The following is a 23569-nucleotide window of genomic DNA, read 5'->3' on the forward strand; positions in this document are numbered from 1 at the left end:
ATCCAGAGTAGGCAGGTGGAAGTCGGTTGATGGTGCAGGTTAGCCCGGTAAAAGACAATGGCACGGTGAGATCACCGTCGGCACGCTAGACTTTAAGGTAATGCGATCCTTTGCCCGTTTGACAACCCGTCAGGCAGTCACTAGTGTCCATTTGGATCCAAGTATTTCAGCCAAACAGGGTGCGTTTGTCGTGACACAGAAGCCCAACCCTCTCAGCAGTATCAAGGTCAACGGGCCGATTCCCGCCCATCTGGCACGCTCGGTGATCGAAGAAACCCTGCGCGCGGCGATTCTCGACGGTCGCATTCCGTGCGGCATCGCCCTGCGTCAGCAAGACCTCGCCGACCTGTTCGGCGTCAGCCGCATGCCGGTGCGCGAAGCGTTGCGCCAGCTCGAAGCGCAATCGCTGCTCAACGTGATCGCCCACAAAGGCGCGGTGGTTGCACCGTTGGTCCAGGGCGATGCGGCAGAAACCTATGAACTGCGAATCCTGCTGGAGTCCGAAGCCCTGCGTCGGTCGATCCCCCTGCTTGAAGCCGCCGATTTCGAACAAGCGGCGCGCTATATCGACGAGTTGGAGACGGAACACGACTACACCGAGATAGGCCGGCTCAATCGCCTGTTCCACATGGCGCTTTATAAAAAGGCCCCCAACCAGCGGCTGCTGAGACTCGTCGAAGACGGGTTGAACGAAGAGGAGCGCTTCTTGCGCTTCAATCTGGAAGCCATGGGCCTGGGCAAACTGTCCCAGGAAGATCACCGGGCACTATTGCGGGCCGCCGAAGAGCGGGACGTCGAGCGCTCAGTGACGTTGCTCGAAAACCACCTCAACCGAGGTGTCGAAGTCATCACGCGCTACCTCGAAAGCTCTGAACCGCAGCGCAGGAAAACCACGAAGTAACCCGCGCCGACAATCCCGAGCGAGCCCTTTGAAGGGCTCGCTTTCGTTTGTCACGATTTCGAGCTGATCAGCACCTGGATCGCTCGATGAATAAATCTGTTTACAAATCCCCATTCGTTCACACCGCGCCGGTGTGCCGCGACTTCCTGCCCGCGCCCCAAAGCCCCTTCCTCCTTAAACCCCACAATTGCACCTATCAGATCATGCAGGGGTGATAGCGACTGCCGTGAATTACGCTCACTCTTGAGCTGCCAACGAATAATGACGGGCGACGCACCGCACCCGCGGAGCAGTCGACGCACCAAGAACCTACGGAAGGAGTCTTGCCACGGGAAAGGAAGAACCGGCGTCATTCCCAGCCAACTTCCACCCTCTCAGATCACATCAACGAACCCAGTAGAAAGTTGCTTTGAGTGAGGCATTCACTCTTTATTTGAATTTTGGCTTATATAAGCTGAAAGGAGCAACTACGCCAAAATAAAACTTAATCCAAAAGTCTTATTGGGGTTTGTCGCGCTCGATAAAGTTAAACTTTAAATTAATAAAAAAATGACTTGCCCGACACTTTATTCCTGTATTAGTTTTTCTCCGCCGCCCGTAAACACTGGGCACCAAGTACTACTTAGTGATTAAACACCTGAAAAGCATCAATTCAATTGAGGCCCCCGTTCGCCAATAAAAAACTTCAAGCAACCGTCACTTATTGATCAACACCACCCTCAACGGTATTCCAGATCACTTATAGGCTCGCTCATGAAACCGACTAAAGATCGTCTCAATCAGAAGAAAGCAGAACTTAGTGCGCACCCGATCTTCTCTGAAATACATTCGTTATCTGTCCTTCAACGCTTTATGGAAACCCATGTATTTGCGGTGTGGGATTTCATGTCGCTGACCAAGCGCCTGCAACAGGAACTGACCTGCGTTCAGCTGCCCTGGCTGCCGCCGCGAGATCCTCAGGCTGCGCGGTTGATCAATGAAATCGTGCTCGGTGAAGAGTCTGATGATCGTCCGGCCCAAGGTCATTACAGCCACTTCGAGTTGTATCTGGATGCGATGCGCGAAGTCGGTGCGAGCACGGTCGCCGTCGAACGCTTCGTGACGCTACAAAAAGAAGGCGTGAGCTACGACGTGGCACTGCAAAGCGTCGACGTCGACCCGGCGGCCGCGCAGTTCGTGCGCCACACCCTGCACACCGCGATGCATGCACCGGGACACAGTGTGGCGGCGGCGTTTCTGCATGGCCGCGAGAGTGTCATCCCGCAGATGTTCCAGCGGATTCTCGACGACTGGGGCATCGGCATCGAACAGGCGCCGACCTTCCGTTACTACCTGGAACGGCACATCGAAGTCGATTCCGAAGACCACGGCCCGGCCGCGGAAAAACTCCTTGCCCGTCTGGTCGATGGCGATCCGCAGCGCGAAGAAGATGTCTACGCCAGCGCCATTGCCGCCGTGGAAAGCCGCATCGCCCTGTGGGACGGTTTGCGCCTGAGCATGAGCGAACCGGTGGCGGAGGTGAACGCATGAACGCCGCCGACTACCAATCCTTCGCCGACGCCTGGGAGAGCCGCGCGACCATTCGCACCCGCCCCCGTCGCGTCCTGGAGAACGACGACAAACTGATCTATCCGTTGAGCCGTCAGCCGCTGGTACTGAGTGAAACCTTCCTGCGCGAATGCCCGGAACAACGGGACTTCGCCTTGGTGCTGACGCTCTACAAGTTCATCAACGACGTGGTGATTTTCGAAACCGAGATCGTCGACAAGACCGCCCGCAGCATCGCCAAAAACCGCTTCAGCGTGGCGTTCCCGTTCGCCTGTCGCTACGACGCGATGACCGTGGTGGTGGACGAGGATTACCACGCCCTGGTGGCCATGGATTTCATGCAGCAGACCATCGCCATGACCGGCATCGCGCCGATCGAACTGCCGGATGAAATCGAACTGAGCCGAGCGATTCCAGCCGCCGTGGCGCTCGCACCGGAGCACCTGCGCAGCGCCGTGGAGCTGATCTGCGTGGCCATCGCCGAGAACACAGTGACCGGCGATGTCGCGGCGTTCGCCAAGGACGATACGGTCAAGCAGTCGATCAAGGGCCTGATGGCCGACCACTTGCTCGACGAGGGTCGCCACTCCGGGTTCTGGGCGCGGTTGGTGCGCATCTATTGGCACACCGCAAGCGAAGACGATCGCCAGTGCATCGCGCAGATCCTCCCGGTGTTTATCAGCCATTACCTGACCAACGACATCCAGAAGTCCTTCGACTTCCGCTTGATCGACGCCTTGCAGATCAGCGACGCAGCACGCCGGGCACTCAAGAGCGAAGTGTCGGGGCTGGCCTTCCCGATCAATCGCCATCACCCGCTGGTCGCCAACATCGTGCGGTTTTTCCGCAGCAGTTCGCTGCTCGATTCACCGTGCGTGCAAAGCGCCCTGAGCGACTACCTGGTTTAACGAGGAGAACATCATGAGACGTCTCGATATTTTGCTCAGTGGGCAAAGCCAGGCCCTGACCGACCTGGCGCTGGAACTCGAACAACACGGTCATTCACTGGTGCGGCTGGCGAATCTGGAGGAGCCGCCGCTGGGCACGTTTGATCTGCTGATCGACGATGCGAGCCTGCCGTTTCAGGACTTCAGCGATGCACCGCGCCTGACGCTGCAGCTGGGTATCGGCGTGCCGGGCGCCTCGGGCCTGCCAGCATTGGACCTGCTGTGCACCTACAACTCGATGCAGCTAAGTCGCGTGCCAGTCGCCGAAGAACTGTCCGGTAACGGCCAGGCATTGCGCCTGCGAGCGGTGGCCGATCTGGTCGATCACGTGGCATTGCTGGTCAGCCGCTTCTCCCGGGATGCCGAGTATTTCCTGCAGGCCGAATCGACGGCATCCGCGCACTTTGAGCAGGTGGAAAATCTGCAGTTTCTAGAGCACCTTGCCTTCATCCATCAGCTCAACGCTACGGCTGAACCAAGGCTGCTACAAATGGGCCAGATCCCTATGATCGAGCGGCTTGAACAGCGCTTCATCCAGTCTGCCGAACGTCCGGCGCTGAACATCCCCGGCTCGGTTCTGAGCTATCGGCAATTGCACGCCCACAGCCGCGCGATCCAACAGCGTTTGCAACCGTTGCTCGATCAGCATCAGGGACCGTTGGTGGTCGGGATCTGCTTGCCAAAATGCAGCGCGTTGTATGCGGGGATTCTGGCGATCCTGGGCAGCGGCGCGGTGTACCTGCCGCTGGAGCCGAGTCATCCGCTGCAACGTCAGCAGTACATTCTGGAAAACGCCGGCGCGGTGTTGTTGCTGCATGACGGAGAACATCCGCTCAGCGAGACGATGCCGGGGCTGGACATCAGCCGCATCGACATCGGCGATGTGAATCTCGACCAACCCTTGATGCGTCAACGACCCGCTCTCGACGCGCCGTGCATGGCGCTTTATACCTCGGGCACCACGGGGCACCCCAAAGGCGTGTTGCTCAGCCAGGCCAACCTCGCGCACTTCACCGCGTGGTACACCGACTATGTGCAACTGACCGAACAGAGCCGGGTGTTGCAGTTTTCATCGTTGAGTTTCGACTCGTCGCTGATCGATATTTTCCCGACCCTGCTCCAGGGCGCCGAGCTGATCGTGCCCAACGAAGACCAACGTCGCGACCCGCTGCAACTGGTCGAGCTGATCCGTCACCAGCAGCTGAGCCACGCGTTTTTGCCGCCGGCGCTGTTGAGCATCCTGCCGCTGGATCAGTTGCAAGTCCTCGATCATGTGATGACCGGGGGCGATGTTTGCGAACCCTACGTGATCGAGCAACTGACTCGCCAAGGCAAGCTCTACAACCTCTACGGCCCGACAGAAGCCACGGTGCTGATCACCGCGCGGCAACTGCGCACCGGCGACAGCAACCGGACACTCGGCGCACCGATTGCCAACAGTCAGGTGCTGATCCTCGATGAGGACTTGCAACCGGTGACCGAGCAAACCGTCGGTGAGTTGTACATCGTCGGCCCGGGGGTGTGCCTGGGTTACCTGAACAACCCGCAACAGACTGCCGAACGCTATCTGAACCTGCGCCTGCCGAACGGCCAGAGCTTGCGCGCGTATCGCACCGGCGACATGGCCAAGTGGACCCGCGACGGTATCGAGCTGTGCGGGCGGCGGGACAATCAGGTGAAAATTCGCGGCTTTCGGGTCGAGCCGGAAGAGATTGAACGCTGTCTGCGCGACAGCCAGCTGTACCGTCAGGTGGCGGTGGTCATCGACCGTCACCGACGGATTCTGGCCTTTCTCGCGCAACCTCAGGAAGAACAACCCGGGGCTGCTCGCGAAGCCTTGAAAGCCCACGCGATGCAGTTTCTGCCGGACTACATGCAGCCGACCGCATGGACCGAACTGGCGAGCATGCCGTTCGCCAGCAACGGCAAGGTCGACCGCAAAGCGCTGCTGGAGCTGCCCGTCAACGTGACTGATAACAGCCAACGGCGATTGCCCACCAGCGCCGATGAAGCGTTGCTGCTGGAGATCTGGGCCGAGCTGCTGGAGCTGCCCGCCAGCGACATTTCCACCGACGAAAGTTTCTTCAACCTCGGCGGGCATTCGATCCTGCTGTCGCGCATGCTCCTGCGTTTGCGTGAGGAATTCGGCCGCAGCATCTCGATCAATCGCTTCATCGAATTGCCGACGATTGCGAAGCTGGCAACCTTGGTGCGCGGCTCCGGGACCGAGGAAGTGCTGAGTGAAAAAGCCCTGGCCGACGCCTTCCGCGAACTGGACATCGAGCCGCTGCCGATCAGCCGAATAGGCGATGTGCACAAGGTGATCGTCACCGGCGCCAACAGCTTTGTCGGTGTGCATATCGTCGAAGCGCTGCTGGCCTGGGGCGCCAGCGAAGTCGCGTGCCTGGTGCGCGATGGTGGCGGGCAATCGGCGGCGCAACGCTTTGCTCAAGCATTGCGGGAAAACCGTCTGGAGCACCTGGACCTGAGTCGGGTGCAAGTTTACGCGGCGGACATCACTCGCCCGCAACTGGGGCTCAACGAAGATGTTTATCAACGACTGGACCGAGAGTTCGGTGCGCTGGTGCACAACGCCGCCAACGTCAATCACGTCCTCGATTACGAGTCGTTGGCGCGGGATAACGTCGAGCCGATTTTCGAGTGCCTGCGTTTGTGCGAAGGGCGCAGCAAGAAGATCTTCAACTTCGTCTCGACGCTCTCTGCATCCAGCACGATTTCCGACGATGGCCGGGTGTTGGAATTGCCCGCCGCGCAGACACCACCGATCTACATCAAGAACGGCTACAACCTGTCCAAATGGGTCGGTGAGCGGATCCTCGAACGAGCGCGGGAGCGTGGGGTGCGGGTCAATCTTTATCGTCCCGGCAACATCAGTTTCAACAGCCTCACCGGCGTCTGCCAACCCCACAAGAATCGCCTGATGCTGATGCTCAAGGGCTCGATCCAGCTCGGTCAGGTGCCGGAGTTCGCGCTGAACTTCGACCTGATGCCGGTGGATTTTCTTGCCCGTTTCATCGCCTTCCACGCCAGCCGTTATCAGGCCGAAAAAGCGGTGTTCAACCTGCACAACCCCGAGCCCCTGAGCTGGGACACCTACGTGGCGTCTTTCCGTGAGGCTGGTCGAGAGTTCGCCATGGTCAGCGTCGCCGACTGGCAGCAGCAACTGGGCCGGGTCGACAGTGATAACGCGCTGTTTGGCGTGCTGGGTTTCTACCTCAACGGCTTCGAAGAAGACATCGGCGACATCTCGATGATCGGCCATGACAACGCCCAGGCCGGCATACGGCAGATGGGCGCGCACTACCCGGAAAAATCCCCGGCGCTGCTGCGACGCGGCTGCGACTACCTCAAAGAAATCAACTTCATCTGATTCACCTAACCAAGCACGGAGCAAAAACCATGAACACTCTGCAACCCGATACCCTGATCAAAAACCCTCAAGGCTGCCGCGTTGTGTCTTCGGTGGAAGTACCGGTCGATGCAACGCAAGTCTGGGCGGTGGTCGGCAACTTTTCCGGCTTCGACAAATTCATTCCGGCGCTGTCGCACATCGAGATGACGGGCGAAGGCGTATCGTCGCTGCGCAAGAAATTCTTCAAGGACGGCAACCTGGTGGTCGAGCAGCTCAACTCCCGGGACGACCAGGCGCTGAACATGACCTGGACGACGATCTACAACACCTTGGGCGTGGCCAATTTGTGGGCGGCGATGAGTGTTGAATCCATGGGGGCGAGCAAGTCGCGGGCGACCTGGACCATCATCGCCGAACCGGCCCAGGGCGGCGCCGAAGCCCTGCCGGGGTTCAAGGCTTTCGTTCAGGGGTTTGCCGATGATGCGATGGGGAATGTGTTGAAGCTGTTTGTGTAAGGCTTTGGTTCGGCGGTGACTGATCTACCGCTATCGCGGGCAAGCCCGCTCCCACATGGTTTGTGTCGTACACACATCACCTGTGGGAGCGGGCTTGCCCGCGATTGAACGATAACGCGGTTCAACTGCCCCTGATCAGATCTTGAAACTATCAACCAACTGCTTCAACCGATTGGCCTGCTGCGACAACGCATCGCAATCCTTCAATGTTTCATTGAGGTTGGCCACGCTCTGCTGGTTCAGCAGGTTGATCTGGTTAACATCTACGTTGAGGGTTTCCACCACGGCGGTCTGCTCTTCGGTCGCCGCGGCCACCGATTGGTTCATGCCGTCGATTTCGCCGATGCGCTGGGTCACGCTGACCAAACGTAGGCCAGCCTGGTTCGCCACTTCGACGCTTTGCTCGCTGGACACCTGACTGGCGTTCATCGTAGTCACCGCTTCGCGAGAACCGATCTGCAGCGAGCTGATCATTTTGTGGATCTCTTCCGCCGATTCCTGGGTGCGATGAGCCAGGTTACGCACCTCGTCCGCCACCACCGCAAAACCACGACCGGCCTCACCGGCGCGGGCCGCTTCGATGGCTGCGTTGAGCGCCAGCAAATTGGTCTGCTGGGAGATGCCTTTGATCACATCGAGAATGTGACCGATGTTGTCGGTGCTCGCGTTCAGGGTTTCAATCTGCGTGCAGGACAGGCTGATTTTTTGTGACAGCTCAGTCATGGCCAGGATGGTTTTTTCCACCACCTGACGGCCGTCATCAGCCTGCTCGCTCGCGCCGCTGGCGTGTTGCGAAGCATCGGCTGCGTTGCGGGCGATTTCCTGGGTGGCGGCGCCCAATTGGTTGATCGCCGCTGCGACGCTGTTGGTGCGGGCGCTTTGTTCGTCGGAGCCGACGATCGAAGCGTTGGAGGATGCCATCACCCGTTGCGACAGGTCATGAACCTGACGGGTCGCCGAGGACACTTCGCAAATCGACGCGTGAATCCGCTCCACGAACTGGTTGAAGGAGCCGCCCAACTCGCCGAATTCATCTTTGTTTTCTACCACCAGACGACGCGTCAGGTCGCCCTCGCCCTGAGCAATGTCCTGCATTGCGCGGCCCATCGTGGTCAGCGGACGCATCAACACGTTGATCAGCAGGCTCAGCAGCACCGCAATGGCGGTCACGGCGATGAACATCGCGATCAACGCCGAGGTGCGGAATTGGCTCAGTGGTGCGTAGGCCTTGGTCTTGTCAATCGACAGACCGATGTACCACTCGGCGTTCGGTAAACCACTCACCGGGGTGAACGAGAGAATGCGGTCCTGCTTATTCAGCTCTACTTCCTGGATGCCTCTTTCGATGCGGACACTGGAACCCGGATAGATGTCTTTCAGGTTCTTCATTACGTGATCCTTGTCCGGGCTGACGATCACCTGACCGTCGGCGCTGACGAGGAACGCGTGGCCGATGCCACCGAAGTCCACCGAGTTGATGATCTTCACCAGGGTTTCCAGACTCAGGTCGCCGCCGACCACGCCCAGCAGTTCGCCACTCTTTTTCACCGGCATGGCGATGGTCACCACCAACCCGCCGACCGCAGCCATGTAAGGCGGGGTCAGCATGGTCTTGTCGGCGACCACGGCTTGTTTGTACCAAGGGCGCTGACGCGGATCGTAGCCGTCCGGCATCTTCGCGTCAGGGCGCTGGGTAAACACACCATTGGCCTGCCCGACGTAGGTGAACTGGAAGTTCGAGGTGAGGGCGGGTTGATCGACCAGTCCCGGCAGATCGGCATTGGCGCCTTGATGAGCGACGTTCTGCGCGAGGTTTTCCAGGACCAGCACGCGGCCGCTCATCCAGTTCTGCACGCTGCTGCCGGTGAGGTCGCCGGCTTGTTCAATGGAGGACTCGAGGTTTTGCCGAATGGTGTTTCGCTGCAGATAGTCGTTGTACAAAGTGAACAACGCAAAAGCCAGCACCACGACGCCTGAAGCGGCCAACAGGATTTTATGGCTGAACTTGAGATTCATTTCATGGGACTTCTATGCAAAAAGTGGGGAGGCGTTCCGGGTTGCAACATTCCATGTAACCGCGCAGACGGCATTCTGGGGCCGCTCTACTTTGGTGCACGCATGTCTCACCAGTCTTGTCGGCACGAGTGGGAGAAATCTTAGGGATTTCGTCAGATACCCGCCGAACGGTGTGCTAGAGCGCCCGAGTAGCAGAGTTTTGCTGACGGTTGCTCGAACGGCAGTTGCAAATTTTCTGACCCTTAATGACAATGCGACTAATTATCATTTGTGACGTCGGGCTGTCGCGTTCATGTCCTCACCTGAGTTTGCAGTACAGGCGCTCTACAGCAGTCATCACGGATGGCTCAACACGTGGCTGCGCGCTCGATTGGGCAATGCGGCCGATGCAGCGGACCTGGCCCAGGACACGTTCGTTCGTCTGCTGCAAAGAACCGAACGCCTGGAGCTCAAGGCTCCTCGTGCTTTTCTGCGAACCATCGCCCGCGGCTTGGTGATCGACCACTGGCGCCGTGAGGAAATCGAGCGCGCGTACCTGGAAACCATCGCCCATTTGCCCGAGGCCGAAACCCCGAGCGCCGAGGCACGGGCATTGGTGCTCGAATTGCTGGAAAGCATCGCCCGCCTGCTTGAAGGCCTGAAGCCGAAAGTGCGTCAGGCGTTTCTGCTGGCACAGTGCGAAGGACTTACCCACAAGCAGATCGCCGAACACATGGGATTGTCCCTGCGTTCTGTGGAACGTTATGTGGCCGACGCGCTGTATCACTGTTACGTGCTGCGGTATGAAGCGTGATGCCTGTGGATAACTCAGCGCTGAATCGCCGCGGCGCGCCGCATCAGCAGGTGGTCAAACAAGCCATCCATTGGTTGCTGCGCCTGCGCAACAACGCGACCAATTCCAGACTGCGCCAGCAATGCGATGCCTGGCGGGCAGAACACCATGAACACGAACTGGCCTGGCAACGGGTGCAGTCCTTGCAAGCCGAGTTGAGCCGTAATTTGCGCGCGGTGCCCGGCGCTCAAGTCGCCTTCAATACTTTAGAAAACAGCGCACAGGGACTCGGACGGCGTCAGGCGTTGAAACTGTTGTCGGGCACATTGCTGATGGGTTCGGCGGCATGGCTGGGAAGGGACGTGATCGGCTGGCAACAGTGGACCGCCGACTTCGCCACCGCCACGGGCGAACGACGAGGTTTCCAATTGCCGGATGGCACACGCCTGGAGCTCAACACCGCCACCGCGGTGGATCTGGACTACACCGCGCCGCGGCGCCTGATCAAACTGACTCGCGGCGAGATCATCGTAACGTGCGGCGGGGCGAACGAGGGCTCTTCGTTTGATCAACCGTTGCGGGTGCAAAGCCGCAACGGCGTGTTCGAAGGCGTGGCTGCACGCTTCATCGTTCGTCAGGACACCGACTGCACGCGACTCAGCGTCACCAGCGGCATGGTCGCAATCCATTCGCCACTGGCTGCCGGAGGCCTGCCGATTCAAGTGCAGACCGGGCAGAGCTATCTGATCAATCGCAATCGAGCGCAGTTGGCACCGCCGCAGGACATGGATGCCGGCGCCTGGGTGGACGGCCTGATCGTCACCCGCAACATGCGCCTCGGGGACTTTATTCATGAAGTCGGACGTTACCGGCCCGGTTACCTGACCTGCGCAGCGGACATTGCCCACTTGCGGCTGTCAGGAGTTTTCCGTCTCGAAGACACCGACAAGCTGCTGGCCATCCTGCCGCACACCCTGCCGGTACAACTGCGCTATCGCACTCGCTGGTGGGTGACGCTGGAGCGACAGGCCTGAATTATTTTTGGCGGGTTTTCCGAACAAGTCCGGCTTAGTCAGTAAGCACTTCAACTCTGCCTTCAGCGACTTCCTACGGAAACCTACAATGACTGTGCGCGCCATCAGTAAGAACCCTCTCCATTTCGCTGCGGAATCAGGCGTCTTGCGCCACGCCATCCGCGCGACACTGTTCTCGACCGCATTGGGTGTCGGCCTGCTGCCGACACTGGGCGTCGCAGCACAGGGCAGCGAAGCGAGTAGCCACCGCTACAACATTGCCGCCGGCTCCTTGAGCGATGTGCTCAACCAATTCGCGCGTCAGGCGGGCATCACGCTGTCGACGACTCCGGCTCAAACCCAGGGCCTCCAGTCACCGGGATTACAGGGCGACTATTCGGCGGATCAAGCGTTGAGCCATTTGCTCAATGGCACAGGGCTTGTGGCCGTCAGTCAGGATGGCAGCAGCTATGTGCTGCGACCCGTCGCTGAAACCAAAGCCCTGGCACTTCCTGCCACCGACATCAAAGGCTTCGCCCTAGGTAACGCGCTGGGCAGCATGGAGGGCTACAACGCAACGCACAGCCAGATCGCGACCAAGACCAGCACCGCGCTGCTGGAAACCTCGCAAAGCGTGTCCGTGGTGACCCGAGAGCAAATGGACGACCAAGGCTCGCAAACCGTGTCCCAGGCGATGCGCTACACCCCCGGCGTGCTGACCAACCCTTACGGCGCAACCCACCGTTATGACTACGTAGCGATGCGCGGTTTCAACGACGGGTCGGTGGATAACATCTATCTCGACGGCCTCAAGTCCATGGGCGACAGCGGCACCTACAGCACCATGCAGGTGGACCCGTATTTCCTCGAGCGAGTCGATATTCTCAAAGGGCCATCGTCGGTGCTCTACGGTCGTAGTTCGCCGGGCGGGCTGGTGGCGTTGACCAGCAAGAAACCGTTGTATGAGCCCTATCATCAGGTTCAAGCCACGGTGGGCACTCAAGGCCAACGCGGCATGGGTTTCGACTTCAGCGGACCGGTGGATGACGACAAGCGTATTGCCTATCGTCTGATAGGGTTGGCGGATCAGTCCGACACGCAGTTCGACCACAACAAGGAAAAGCGCTTCGCCCTGGCACCGACGGTGAGCATCGACTTCACCGAAGATACCTCGCTGACGCTGCAAGCTTATCTGCAACACGATCCCGACGGCGGCTATCACGGCGGCGTCCCGGCCGACGGCACCATCCATCAGCGCAATGGCAATCGGATCTCTCCAAACTTCTTCGAAGGCGAGCCGGGCATTGATGGTTTCCAGCGTGATCAACAGTCCTTCGGTTATCAGTTCGAACATCGCTTCAACGACGTCTTTACCGCGCGGCAGAACTTCCGCTATCTCGATTCCAAGGTGAAGATCGATCAGGTTTACGCCTATGGCTGGACCACACCCACCAGTAACGAGTTGAACCGCTATTACACTGGCGGCGACGAAAAGCTCCACGCGTTCATCGTCGATAACATGCTGCAAGCCGAATTCTTCACCGGCGCAACCAAACATACGGTGCTGATGGGCGCGGACTACCAGCGACGCAAAACGGTGGTCGACTGGACCAGTGGCGGTCTTGCGCCGATCGATGCGTTCAATCCGGTGTACGGCAATTCGGCCATCGACTTCTACAGCCCGACCAGCTATCTGCGTCGCCTGGAACAGACCGGCGTCTACCTGCAAGACCTGATCGAGATGGATAAGTGGCGCTTCTCTTTGGGTCTGCGTCAGGACTGGGTTGAAACCTCCGATGAAAATCGGCTGGCTGAAGCGGGACGCCCTGTAGGCACGGAAATCAGTGACGAACGCACCAAACTGACGGGCCGAGCCGGGGCCTTGTACCTGTTCGATAACGGTGTTGCGCCGTACATCAGCTACTCCGAGTCGTTCAACCCGAATTCCTACGCGGACAGCGCCGGCAATCCCTTGGCACCGACCGATGGCACCCAGTGGGAAGTGGGGCTGAAATACCAGCCGCCGGGCACCGACAACTTGTTCACGGCGTCGCTGTTCCGCATCGATCAGGAAAACCTGGCGACCAAATTGCCGCAGGAAAACTTCTATCGCGCTGTCGGCGCCGTCCGCTCCCAGGGTCTTGAGCTGGAAGCGCACATGCAGCTGACCGATAACCTGAAAGTGCTCGGCAGCTACACCTTCACCGACATCGAGTATTCGAAGTCGATGATCAGTACGCTGAGCACCGACACCGACGTGATCGAAAACAAGGGCAACTCGCCGACTCAGGCACCACGCCATATGGCCTCGGTGTGGGCGGACTACAAGTTCGACAGCGCAGCGCTTGATGGCCTGCGTCTGGGCGGTGGCGTGCGTTATGTCGGCTACAGCTGGGCCGATGCGGAAAACACCCTGAAGGTGCCGTCCTACACGCTGTTCGATGCATCTGTCGGCTATGACCTGGGCAAGGTGGGTTTGAAGGGCGTGGACGTACGCCTGAATGCGAACAACCTGACCAACGAGTCTTACGTGGCCTCCTGTGCCAGCCTGAACTTCTGCTACCTGGGTGAAGAGCGCAACGTCGCCGCTACCGTGAGCTACCAGTTCTAATCACTCGTTATTACGACAAAGCCAGCACCTGAATCCAGAGGCTGGCTTTGTCGTCTCTGCAGGAAAATCCCATGCGTACATTCCTGGTTTTACTTCATCGCTATATTGGTTTGGCGACCGCGTTGTTTCTGTTGATGGCGGGGCTTACGGGCAGCATTCTGGCGTTCAATCATGAGCTGGATGAGTGGCTCAATCCGGGGTTTTATTCAGCGTCTGCCGAAGGTCAGCGTTTGCCACCTGGTGCCTTGGTCGACAAGCTGCAAGCGGAGCATCCGAGGCTGCAAGTCTGGTACATGGAGTACCCGTCAGAACCGGGTCATACCGCATTGCTGGCTGCGGTACCACGCAATGACCCTGCGACCGGAAAACCTTTTGCCGAACCCAATCAGGTGTTCTATCTGGACCCGGTCAATGGCGAGCAGAAAGGTCAGCGGTTCTGGGGAGAATGCTGTTTGCAGCGGGAGAACTTCATCCCCTTCATTCTTGAGTTTCACTACAACCTGGTCCTGCCGGATAACTGGGGTTTGTTGTTAATGGGACTGGTCGCAATCGCTTGGGTTGTCGATTGTTTCATTGCGCTTTGGCTGACGCTTCCACGCGGGAAACCGTTCTGGAAGAAGTGGTCGACGGCCTGGAAGATCAAGGGTGGGCATGCCTATCGGTTGAATTTCGATCTGCATCGGGCGGGGGGATTGTGGCTTTGGTTATTGCTGTTGCCGATCGCTGTCAGCAGTGTCGCCATGAACCTGCCGAGCCAGGTCTTCAAGCCTGCAGCTTCACTGTTTTCGCCGATTGAACCGAGCGTTTACGAGGCCCGCGGACGCATGCCTGCCGAGGAGCTGGGAGTTACGCGGCTGAGTTATCAACAGGCTTATGAACGTGCGTTGCAGGAAGGGCAAAGGCTGGGGCTGACAGCTGCGATCGGGGAGTTGTATTACAGCTTTGAGTACAACTTTTATGGGGCAGGGTTTGGGCAACATGATACCGAGGCCCATGGAAAGTCCTGGCTGTTCTTCCATGGCACGGACGGGCGTTTACTGGGGCAGGAAATCGCGGGGCAAGGCACCTTGGGGGAGCGCTTCTATCGGCTGCAATTACCGATACACGGAGGGCGAATCATTGGGCTTACCGGGCAAGTGATGATCGCGGTGTTAGGTGTTTTGATTGCAGTATTGTCAGGGACGGGTATTTATATCTGGTGGCGCAAGTTGCTGGCTCGAAGGAGTAGCAAGGCACGTAAGAGCGAGATGTGCCCCGTCCCGGATTGAGGTTTCTATAGCCCAGAAAGACAAAACCCCTGTCTGCATAAGCAGACAGGGGTTTCGGAATTCAATCTTGACGATGACCTACTCTCACATGGGGAAACCCCACACTACCATCGGCGATGCATCGTTTCACTGCTGAGTTCGGGATGGGATCAGGTGGTTCCAATGCTCTATGGTCGTCAAGAAATTCTGTGACCAGCCCGTTACAGCGGTAACGTGCCAGCAAAATCGGTGACTTCTACTAAAACAAAACCCCTACCTGCATACGCAGATAGGGGTTTTGGAATTTAATCTTGACGATGACCTACTCTCACATGGGGAAACCCCACACTACCATCGGCGATGCATCGTTTCACTGCTGAGTTCGGGATGGGATCAGGTGGTTCCAATGCTCTATGGTCGTCAAGAAATTCGGTAGCCAGCTCGTGTTCTCTTGCGAGGTCACGCTCCAGCGAATGGGTATGCGATAGTTTGTGTGTTTGTTTCTCGAACTTTCGGTTCGTTTCGTCTTCACACACCGCAATCTGGTGCCTCTTCAGGTCAGCAAATTGCTTGGGTGTTATATGGTCAAGCCTCACGGGCAATTAGTATTGGTTAGCTCAACGCCTCACAGCGCTTACACACCCAACCTATCAACGTCGTAGTCTTCGACGGCCCTTCAGGGGACTCAAGGTCCCAGTGAGATCTCATCTTGAGGCTAGTTTCCCGCTTAGATGCTTTCAGCGGTTATCTATTCCGAACATAGCTACCCGGCAATGCCACTGGCGTGACAACCGGAACACCAGAGGTTCGTCCACTCCGGTCCTCTCGTACTAGGAGCAGCCCCTCTCAAATCTCAAACGTCCACGGCAGATAGGGACCGAACTGTCTCACGACGTTCTAAACCCAGCTCGCGTACCACTTTAAATGGCGAACAGCCATACCCTTGGGACCGGCTTCAGCCCCAGGATGTGATGAGCCGACATCGAGGTGCCAAACACCGCCGTCGATATGAACTCTTGGGCGGTATCAGCCTGTTATCCCCGGAGTACCTTTTATCCGTTGAGCGATGGCCCTTCCATACAGAACCACCGGATCACTAAGACCTACTTTCGTACCTGCTCGACGTGTCTGTCTCGCAGTCAAGCGCGCTTTTGCCTTTATACTCTACGACCGATTTCCGACCGGTCTGAGCGCACCTTCGTACTCCTCCGTTACTCTTTAGGAGGAGACCGCCCCAGTCAAACTACCCACCATACACTGTCCTCGATCCGGATAACGGACCTGAGTTAGAACCTCAAAGTTGCCAGGGTGGTATTTCAAGGTTGGCTCCACGCGAACTGGCGTCCACGCTTCAAAGCCTCCCACCTATCCTACACAAGCAAATTCAAAGTCCAGTGCAAAGCTATAGTAAAGGTTCACGGGGTCTTTCCGTCTAGCCGCGGATACACTGCATCTTCACAGCGATTTCAATTTCACTGAGTCTCGGGTGGAGACAGCGCCGCCATCGTTACGCCATTCGTGCAGGTCGGAACTTACCCGACAAGGAATTTCGCTACCTTAGGACCGTTATAGTTACGGCCGCCGTTTACCGGGGCTTCGATCAAGAGCTTCGCGTTAGCTAACCCCATCAATTAACCTTCCGGCACCGGGCAGGCGTCACACCCTATACGTCCACTTTCGTGTTTGCAGAGTGCTGTGTTTTTAATAAACAGTCGCAGCGGCCTGGTATCTTCGACCGGCGTGGGCTTACGCAGTAAATGCTTCACCCTCACCGGCGCACCTTCTCCCGAAGTTACGGTGCCATTTTGCCTAGTTCCTTCACCCGAGTTCTCTCAAGCGCCTTGGTATTCTCTACCCAACCACCTGTGTCGGTTTGGGGTACGGTTCCTGGTTACCTGAAGCTTAGAAGCTTTTCTTGGAAGCATGGCATCAACCACTTCGTGTTCTAAAAGAACACTCGTCATCAGCTCTCGGCCTTAGAATCCCGGATTTACCTAAGATTCCAGCCTACCACCTTAAACTTGGACAACCAACGCCAAGCTGGCCTAGCCTTCTCCGTCCCTCCATCGCAATAACCAGAAGTACAGGAATATTAACCTGTTTTCCATCGACTACGCTTTTCAGCCTCGCCTTAGGGACCGACTAACCCTGCGTCGATTAACGTTGCGCAGGAAACCTTGGTCTTTCGGCGTGGGTGTTTTTCACACCCATTGTCGTTACTCATGTCAGCATTCGCACTTCTGATACCTCCAGCAAGCTTCTCAACTCACCTTCACAGGCTTACAGAACGCTCCTCTACCGCATCACCTAAGTGATACCCGTAGCTTCGGTGTATGGTTTGAGCCCCGTTACATCTTCCGCGCAGGCCGACTCGACTAGTGAGCTATTACGCTTTCTTTAAAGGGTGGCTGCTTCTAAGCCAACCTCCTAGCTGTCTAAGCCTTCCCACATCGTTTCCCACTTAACCATAACTTTGGGACCTTAGCTGACGGTCTGGGTTGTTTCCCTTTTCACGACGGACGTTAGCACCCGCCGTGTGTCTCCCATGCTCGGCACTTGTAGGTATTCGGAGTTTGCATCGGTTTGGTAAGTCGGGATGACCCCCTAGCCGAAACAGTGCTCTACCCCCTACAGTGATACATGAGGCGCTACCTAAATAGCTTTCGAGGAGAACCAGCTATCTCCGAGCTTGATTAGCCTTTCACTCCGATCCACAGGTCATCCGCTAACTTTTCAACGGTAGTCGGTTCGGTCCTCCAGTTAGTGTTACCCAACCTTCAACCTGCCCATGGATAGATCGCCCGGTTTCGGGTCTATTCCCAGCGACTAGACGCCCTATTAAGACTCGCTTTCGCTACGCCTCCCCTATTCGGTTAAGCTCGCCACTGAAAATAAGTCGCTGACCCATTATACAAAAGGTACGCAGTCACCCAACAATGTGGGCTCCCACTGCTTGTACGCATACGGTTTCAGGATCTATTTCACTCCCCTCTCCGGGGTTCTTTTCGCCTTTCCCTCACGGTACTAGTTCACTATCGGTCAGTCAGTAGTATTTAGCCTTGGAGGATGGTCCCCCCATATTCAGACAAAGTTTCTCGTGCTCCGTCCTACTCGATTTCATGGCCAAGAGATTTTCGCGTACAGGGCTATCACCCACTATGGCCGCACTTTCCAGAGCGTTCCGCTAATCTCAAAGCCACTTAAGGGCTAGTCCCCGTTCGCTCGCCACTACTAAGGGAATCTCGGTTGATTTCTTTTCCTCAGGGTACTTAGATGTTTCAGTTCCCCTGGTTCGCTTCTTAAGCCTATGTATTCAGCTTAAGATACCTAACTTATGTTAGGTGGGTTCCCCCATTCAGACATCTCCGGATCAAAGTCTGTTTGCCGACTCCCCGAAGCTTTTCGCAGGCTACCACGTCTTTCATCGCCTCTGACTGCCAAGGCATCCACCGTATGCGCTTCTTCACTTGACCATATAACCCCAAGCAATCTGGTTATACTGTGAAGACGACATTCGCCGAAAATTCGCGATTAAACTCACAAATTTTACCTTAGCCTGATCACCACCAGTGAAAGTGGCCATCAGTCTATCTTTCTATCACATACCCAAATTTTTAAAGAACGATCTAATCAAAGACTAGAAATCAACATTCACCATCGTCACGATGGAATGCTCATTTCTAAGCTTTCAACAAACAGAAGCAGTAGTGGTGGAGCCAAACGGGATCGAACCGTTGACCTCCTGCGTGCAAGGCAGGCGCTCTCCCAGCTGAGCTATGGCCCCGTATTTCTACAGGCGTTTCCCACACAAAATTGGTGGGTCTGGGCAGATTCGAACTGCCGACCTCACCCTTATCAGGGGTGCGCTCTAACCAACTGAGCTACAGACCCAATTTCGGGCTGCTTCTTATCGTCTTCTTCAATGAATCAAGCAATTCGTGTGGGAACTTATGGAGCAGCTGATGTCGTCGATTAAGGAGGTGATCCAGCCGCAGGTTCCCCTACGGCTACCTTGTTACGACTTCACCCCAGTCATGAATCACACCGTGGTAACCGTCCTCCCGAAGGTTAGACTAGCTACTTCTGGTGCAACCCACTCCCATGGTGTGACGGGCGGTGTGTACAAGGCCCGGGAACGTATTCACCGCGACATTCTGATTCGCGATTACTAGCGATTCCGACTTCACGCAGTCGAGTTGCAGACTGCGATCCGGACTACGATCGGTTTTATGGGATTAGCTCCACCTCGCGGCTTGGCAACCCTCTGTACCGACCATTGTAGCACGTGTGTAGCCCAGGCCGTAAGGGCCATGATGACTTGACGTCATCCCCACCTTCCTCCGGTTTGTCACCGGCAGTCTCCTTAGAGTGCCCACCATTACGTGCTGGTAACTAAGGACAAGGGTTGCGCTCGTTACGGGACTTAACCCAACATCTCACGACACGAGCTGACGACAGCCATGCAGCACCTGTCTCAATGTTCCCGAAGGCACCAATCCATCTCTGGAAAGTTCATTGGATGTCAAGGCCTGGTAAGGTTCTTCGCGTTGCTTCGAATTAAACCACATGCTCCACCGCTTGTGCGGGCCCCCGTCAATTCATTTGAGTTTTAACCTTGCGGCCGTACTCCCCAGGCGGTCAACTTAATGCGTTAGCTGCGCCACTAAGAGCTCAAGGCTCCCAACGGCTAGTTGACATCGTTTACGGCGTGGACTACCAGGGTATCTAATCCTGTTTGCTCCCCACGCTTTCGCACCTCAGTGTCAGTATCAGTCCAGGTGGTCGCCTTCGCCACTGGTGTTCCTTCCTATATCTACGCATTTCACCGCTACACAGGAAATTCCACCACCCTCTACCATACTCTAGCTCGTCAGTTTTGAATGCAGTTCCCAGGTTGAGCCCGGGGATTTCACATCCAACTTAACGAACCACCTACGCGCGCTTTACGCCCAGTAATTCCGATTAACGCTTGCACCCTCTGTATTACCGCGGCTGCTGGCACAGAGTTAGCCGGTGCTTATTCTGTCGGTAACGTCAAAACAATTACGTATTAGGTAACTGCCCTTCCTCCCAACTTAAAGTGCTTTACAATCCGAAGACCTTCTTCACACACGCGGCATGGCTGGCTGGATCAGGCTTTCGCCCATTGTCCAATATTCCCCACTGCTGCCTCCCGTAGGAGTCTGGACCGTGTCTCAGTTCCAGTGTGACTGATCATCCTCTCAGACCAGTTACGGATCGTCGCCTTGGTGAGCCATTACCTCACCAACTAGCTAATCCGACCTAGGCTCATCTGATAGCGCAAGGCCCGAAGGTCCCCTGCTTTCTCCCGTAGGACGTATGCGGTATTAGCGTCCGTTTCCGAGCGTTATCCCCCACTACCAGGCAGATTCCTAGGCATTACTCACCCGTCCGCCGCTCGCCACCAGGTACAAGTACCCGTGCTGCCGCTCGACTGCATGTGTTAGGCCTGCCGCCAGCGTTCAATCTGAGCCATGATCAAACTCTTCAGTTCAAACATCTTTGGGTTTTTAAGAAACCCTAAACTTGGCTCAGCAATCGTTGGTTACATCTTTGATTTCTCGCGGAGTAACTTGTGATGCTGATAATCTTGTTGACTATCAGTCTGACTCCACAAGCACCCACACGAATTGCTTGATTCAGTTGTTAAAGAGCGGTTGGTTAAGATCTTTCGTCTCAACCGAGGCGCGCATTCTACAGCAGCCTCTGTTGCTGTCAAGTGGTTATTTTCAGAAGTTTTCAAAGTTTCGCTTGGAAATCTTTAACAACTTCAACCACTTGCGCTTTCGATCTCTCGTTAGCGGGAGGCGAATTCTACAGCGTTACTCGCTGCTGTCAACACCTCTTTCTCTCCGCTTTCGACCGAGAAGATCGAACCGTCGATAAGGCGAAAACACACTGCCCTACCAACTCCTTCTGGCTTCGATGAACTGAAGCGCAACCACTGCCGAAAATCGCGTAACTCTTTGTTTACCAAGGAGTTTTCCGTTTCGACTGCGCCGGAAGTGGGGCGAATTATAGACTTCCAGAATCTGCCGTCAACCTCTAATTGCGCTTTTCTATCAATAACTTGCTGAAAGCCTGAAAACTGCACATTTCCTTCTATATAGGAGAGCAAAACCAGCCCTGCCATATAGAAGGAATCCTCAGAGCACTCCAGACGCCTTGAACCCGGCAACGATGCCGGCATCCAGACCCAACACCCGCTGTAGAACCTCCAACGTGTGCTCACCCAACAAAGGAGGCGCACTACGGTACTCCACCGGAGTCTCGGACAGACGTATCGGGCTCGCAACCTGCGGCACAATTCCGGCCAAAGCATGAGGCAGCTCAATGGCTAACCCACGCGCCTGCACCTGGGGATCGGCAAACATCTGAGCCAGATCATTGATCGGTCCGCACGGCACACCTGCCTGCTCCAGCTGCGCCACCCATTCGGCAGTAGTCTTGAACACGGTCGCCTGGCGGATCAACGGAATCAATACTGCCCGGTTAGCCACCCGCAATTTGTTGGTCGCAAAACGCGGATCATCCGCCCACTGCGGCTGACCAGCCACCTGCGCAAACTTGCGGAATTGCCCATCGTTACCCACGGTAAGGATGAAGTCGCCATCGGCCGTAGGAAAGTCCTGATACGGCACGATATTGGGGTGAGCATTGCCCAGGCGTTTAGGCGCATTGCCTGTAGTCAGATAGTTCATCGCCTGATTGGCCAGACAAGCCACCTGAACATCCAGCAATGCCATATCTATATGCTGACCGCCACCGCCCTGATCCCGATGAGCCAAGGCCGCCAGGATCGCTACCGTTGAATAGAGACCGGTCAAAATATCTGTCAGCGCCACACCGACTTTCACCGGCCCCGCCCCCTCATCTCCTTCGGGACGGCCAGTCAAACTCATCAGACCACCCAAGCCCTGGATCATGAAGTCATAGCCCGCACGCTTGGCATACGGACCGGTCTGGCCGAATCCGGTGATAGAGCAATAGATCAGCTTCGGATTAATCGCCTTGAGCGACTCATAGTCCAGCCCATAAGCCGCCAGGCCACCGACCTTGAAATTTTCTATGAGGATGTCCGACTTCGCCGCGAGCTCACGCACGAGCTGTTGCCCCTCTGGCCGCGTGAAGTCGATGGTTACTGATTGCTTGTTGCGATTGGCGGACAAGTAATAGGCCGCCTCGCTGGTATTCTCGCCATAGGCGTCCTTAAGGAACGGAGGCCCCCAGGCGCGCGTGTCATCGCCATTGCCCGGGCGCTCGACCTTGATAACTTCGGCGCCAAGGTCCGCCAGGATCTGCCCGGCCCAAGGCCCGGCAAGCACCCGCGATAAATCCAGTACTCGTAGATGCGAAAGCGCGCCCATGGCCGTTCTCCTATTAATAGAACGCCTGGATGCCAGTCTGAGCGCGACCGAGGATCAGTGCGTGGACGTCATGCGTACCTTCATAGGTATTCACCACTTCCAGGTTGACCAGGTGCCGAGCGACACCGAACTCATCGGAGATGCCGTTGCCACCCAGCATGTCGCGCGCCATGCGAGCGATATCGAGGGATTTGCCACAGGAGTTGCGCTTCATCATCGAAGTAATCTCGACGGCAGCCGTGCCTTCATCCTTCATACGACCCAGACGCAGGCAGCCTTGCAGCGCCATGGTGATTTCGGTCTGCATGTCAGCCAGCTTCTTCTGGATCAACTGTGTGGCCGCCAATGGACGACCAAACTGCTTACGATCCAGGGTGTACTGACGAGCGGTGTGCCAGCAGAACTCGGCAGCCCCCAGTGCGCCCCAGGAAATGCCATAACGCGCCGAGTTAAGGCAGGTAAAAGGACCTTTCAAGCCCCGGACATCCGGGAAGATGTTCTCTTCAGGGACAAACACGTTGTCCATGACGATCTCGCCGGTGATAGATGCACGCAGGCCAACCTTGCCGTGAATCGCCGGAGCGCTCAGGCCTTTCCAGCCCTTCTCCAGAACAAAACCACGAATGTCGCCTGCGTCGTCCTTGCCCCAAACCACGAACACATCGGCGATCGGGCTGTTGGTGATCCACATTTTGCTGCCGGTGAGGCTGTAGCCGCCTTCCACTTTGCGTGCACGAGTAATCATCGCGCCCGGGTCGGAACCGTGGTCAGGCTCGGTCAGACCGAAGCAACCGATCCATTCACCCGATGCCAGCTTCGGCAGGTATTTCTGCTTCTGTGCTTCGGTACCGAATTCGTTGATCGGCACCATGACCAGCGAGGACTGCACGCTCATCATCGAGCGATAGCCGGAGTCGACACGCTCGACCTCACGGGCAATCAGACCGTAGCTGACGTAGTTCAGGCCGCTGCCACCGTATTGCTCAGGAATGGTCGCACCCAACAGACCCACCTCACCCATCTCGCGAAAGATCGCCGGGTCGGTCTTCTCATGACGGAAAGCCTCGAGAACGCGCGGCGCGAGCTTCTGCTGAGCGAATTGCTGAGCCGTATCGCGAATCATGCGCTCTTCTTCAGTGAGCTGTTGATCCAGCAGCAGGGGATCGATCCAGTTGAAGCTAGCTTTACCGCCCATGAGTGAGTCCTCTCGAATCGGGTCAAATAACGTGGAGTGATCC

At 56.8% G+C, this 23569-nt stretch carries 13 protein-coding genes, 2 tRNA genes and 4 rRNA genes; 9 read left to right on the forward strand and 10 right to left on the reverse strand.

The window, feature by feature from the left end:
- The first annotated feature begins 190 nt into the window (after positions 1–190).
- From PSH88_RS29580 to PSH88_RS29600, 5 genes are all read left to right on the forward strand, one after another.
- Positions 191–901: a GntR family transcriptional regulator gene (locus tag PSH88_RS29580; protein ID WP_305424284.1), complete on the forward strand. Its 711-nt coding sequence runs from the start codon at positions 191–193 to the stop codon at positions 899–901.
- A 753-nt stretch (positions 902–1654) separates the two neighbouring features.
- Entirely contained in the window at positions 1655–2431 is a 777-nt protein-coding gene (locus tag PSH88_RS29585; protein WP_305424285.1) for a DUF3050 domain-containing protein, read from the forward strand.
- On the forward strand, positions 2428–3357 hold the full coding sequence (locus PSH88_RS29590; protein ID WP_305424286.1) for a diiron oxygenase: 930 nt from the start codon (positions 2428–2430) through the stop codon (positions 3355–3357). The genes PSH88_RS29585 and PSH88_RS29590 overlap by 4 nt, the downstream gene beginning before the upstream one ends.
- A 13-nt stretch (positions 3358–3370) precedes the next feature.
- Complete coding sequence (locus PSH88_RS29595) at positions 3371–6787, forward strand: non-ribosomal peptide synthetase (protein WP_305424287.1); 3417 nt, start codon at positions 3371–3373, stop codon at positions 6785–6787.
- 29 nt (positions 6788–6816) lie between these two features.
- Complete coding sequence (locus tag PSH88_RS29600; protein ID WP_305424288.1) at positions 6817–7284, forward strand: SRPBCC family protein; 468 nt, start codon at positions 6817–6819, stop codon at positions 7282–7284.
- Positions 7285–7419: 135 nt separating this feature from the next.
- Here the strand turns inward: PSH88_RS29600 and PSH88_RS29605 are convergent, their stop codons facing one another.
- Entirely contained in the window at positions 7420–9300 is a 1881-nt protein-coding gene (locus tag PSH88_RS29605; RefSeq protein WP_305424289.1) for a methyl-accepting chemotaxis protein, read from the reverse strand.
- A gap of 292 nt (positions 9301–9592) precedes the next feature.
- Here PSH88_RS29605 and PSH88_RS29610 point away from each other — a divergent pair, with 292 nt between their 5' ends.
- The 4 genes from PSH88_RS29610 (at position 9593) to PSH88_RS29625 (ending at position 14964) form a co-directional block, all read left to right on the forward strand.
- Positions 9593–10093, forward strand: a complete 501-nt coding sequence (locus PSH88_RS29610; RefSeq protein ID WP_305424290.1) for a sigma-70 family RNA polymerase sigma factor — start codon at positions 9593–9595, stop codon at positions 10091–10093.
- Entirely contained in the window at positions 10093–11106 is a 1014-nt protein-coding gene (locus PSH88_RS29615) for a FecR domain-containing protein (protein WP_305424291.1), read from the forward strand. Before PSH88_RS29610 ends, PSH88_RS29615 begins: the two co-directional genes overlap by 1 nt.
- An 88-nt stretch (positions 11107–11194) precedes the next feature.
- Positions 11195–13696, forward strand: a complete 2502-nt coding sequence (locus tag PSH88_RS29620; RefSeq protein ID WP_305424292.1) for a TonB-dependent siderophore receptor — start codon at positions 11195–11197, stop codon at positions 13694–13696.
- Positions 13697–13767: 71 nt separating this feature from the next.
- The gene (locus PSH88_RS29625; RefSeq protein WP_305427075.1) at positions 13768–14964 is read left to right on the forward strand and encodes a PepSY-associated TM helix domain-containing protein; all 1197 of its coding nucleotides are present in this window, start codon (positions 13768–13770) and stop codon (positions 14962–14964) included.
- 65 nt (positions 14965–15029) lie between these two features.
- Here the strand turns inward: PSH88_RS29625 and rrf (PSH88_RS29630) are convergent.
- The 9 genes from rrf (PSH88_RS29630) to PSH88_RS29670 form a co-directional block, all read right to left on the reverse strand.
- Positions 15030–15145 (reverse strand): 5S ribosomal RNA (rrf, locus tag PSH88_RS29630).
- 107 nt (positions 15146–15252) lie between these two features.
- Positions 15253–15368 (reverse strand): 5S ribosomal RNA (rrf, locus tag PSH88_RS29635).
- Between the two features lie 156 nt (positions 15369–15524).
- Positions 15525–18416 (reverse strand): 23S ribosomal RNA (locus PSH88_RS29640).
- Positions 18417–18651: 235 nt separating this feature from the next.
- Positions 18652–18727: transfer RNA gene (locus PSH88_RS29645), tRNA-Ala, on the reverse strand.
- A 30-nt stretch (positions 18728–18757) separates the two neighbouring features.
- Positions 18758–18834: transfer RNA gene (locus PSH88_RS29650), tRNA-Ile, on the reverse strand.
- Positions 18835–18916: 82 nt separating this feature from the next.
- A 16S ribosomal RNA gene (locus PSH88_RS29655) occupies positions 18917–20458 on the reverse strand.
- The 16S, 23S and 5S rRNA genes sit together here with 2 tRNA genes alongside, the layout of an rRNA operon.
- Before the next feature lie 303 nt (positions 20459–20761).
- The gene (locus PSH88_RS29660; RefSeq protein ID WP_305424293.1) at positions 20762–21097 is read right to left on the reverse strand and encodes a hypothetical protein; all 336 of its coding nucleotides are present in this window, start codon (positions 21095–21097) and stop codon (positions 20762–20764) included.
- Positions 21098–21110: 13 nt separating this feature from the next.
- Complete coding sequence (locus tag PSH88_RS29665) at positions 21111–22331, reverse strand: CaiB/BaiF CoA transferase family protein (protein ID WP_305424294.1); 1221 nt, start codon at positions 22329–22331, stop codon at positions 21111–21113.
- Positions 22332–22344: 13 nt separating this feature from the next.
- Positions 22345–23526 carry an acyl-CoA dehydrogenase gene (locus PSH88_RS29670; protein ID WP_007897013.1) on the reverse strand — a complete coding sequence of 394 codons (1182 nt, stop codon included), beginning with the start codon at positions 23524–23526 and terminating at the stop codon, positions 22345–22347.
- Positions 23527–23569: the final 43 nt, after the last annotated feature.

Source organism: Pseudomonas wuhanensis, assembly GCF_030687395.1.
GTDB classification, from domain to species: domain Bacteria; phylum Pseudomonadota; class Gammaproteobacteria; order Pseudomonadales; family Pseudomonadaceae; genus Aquipseudomonas; species Aquipseudomonas wuhanensis.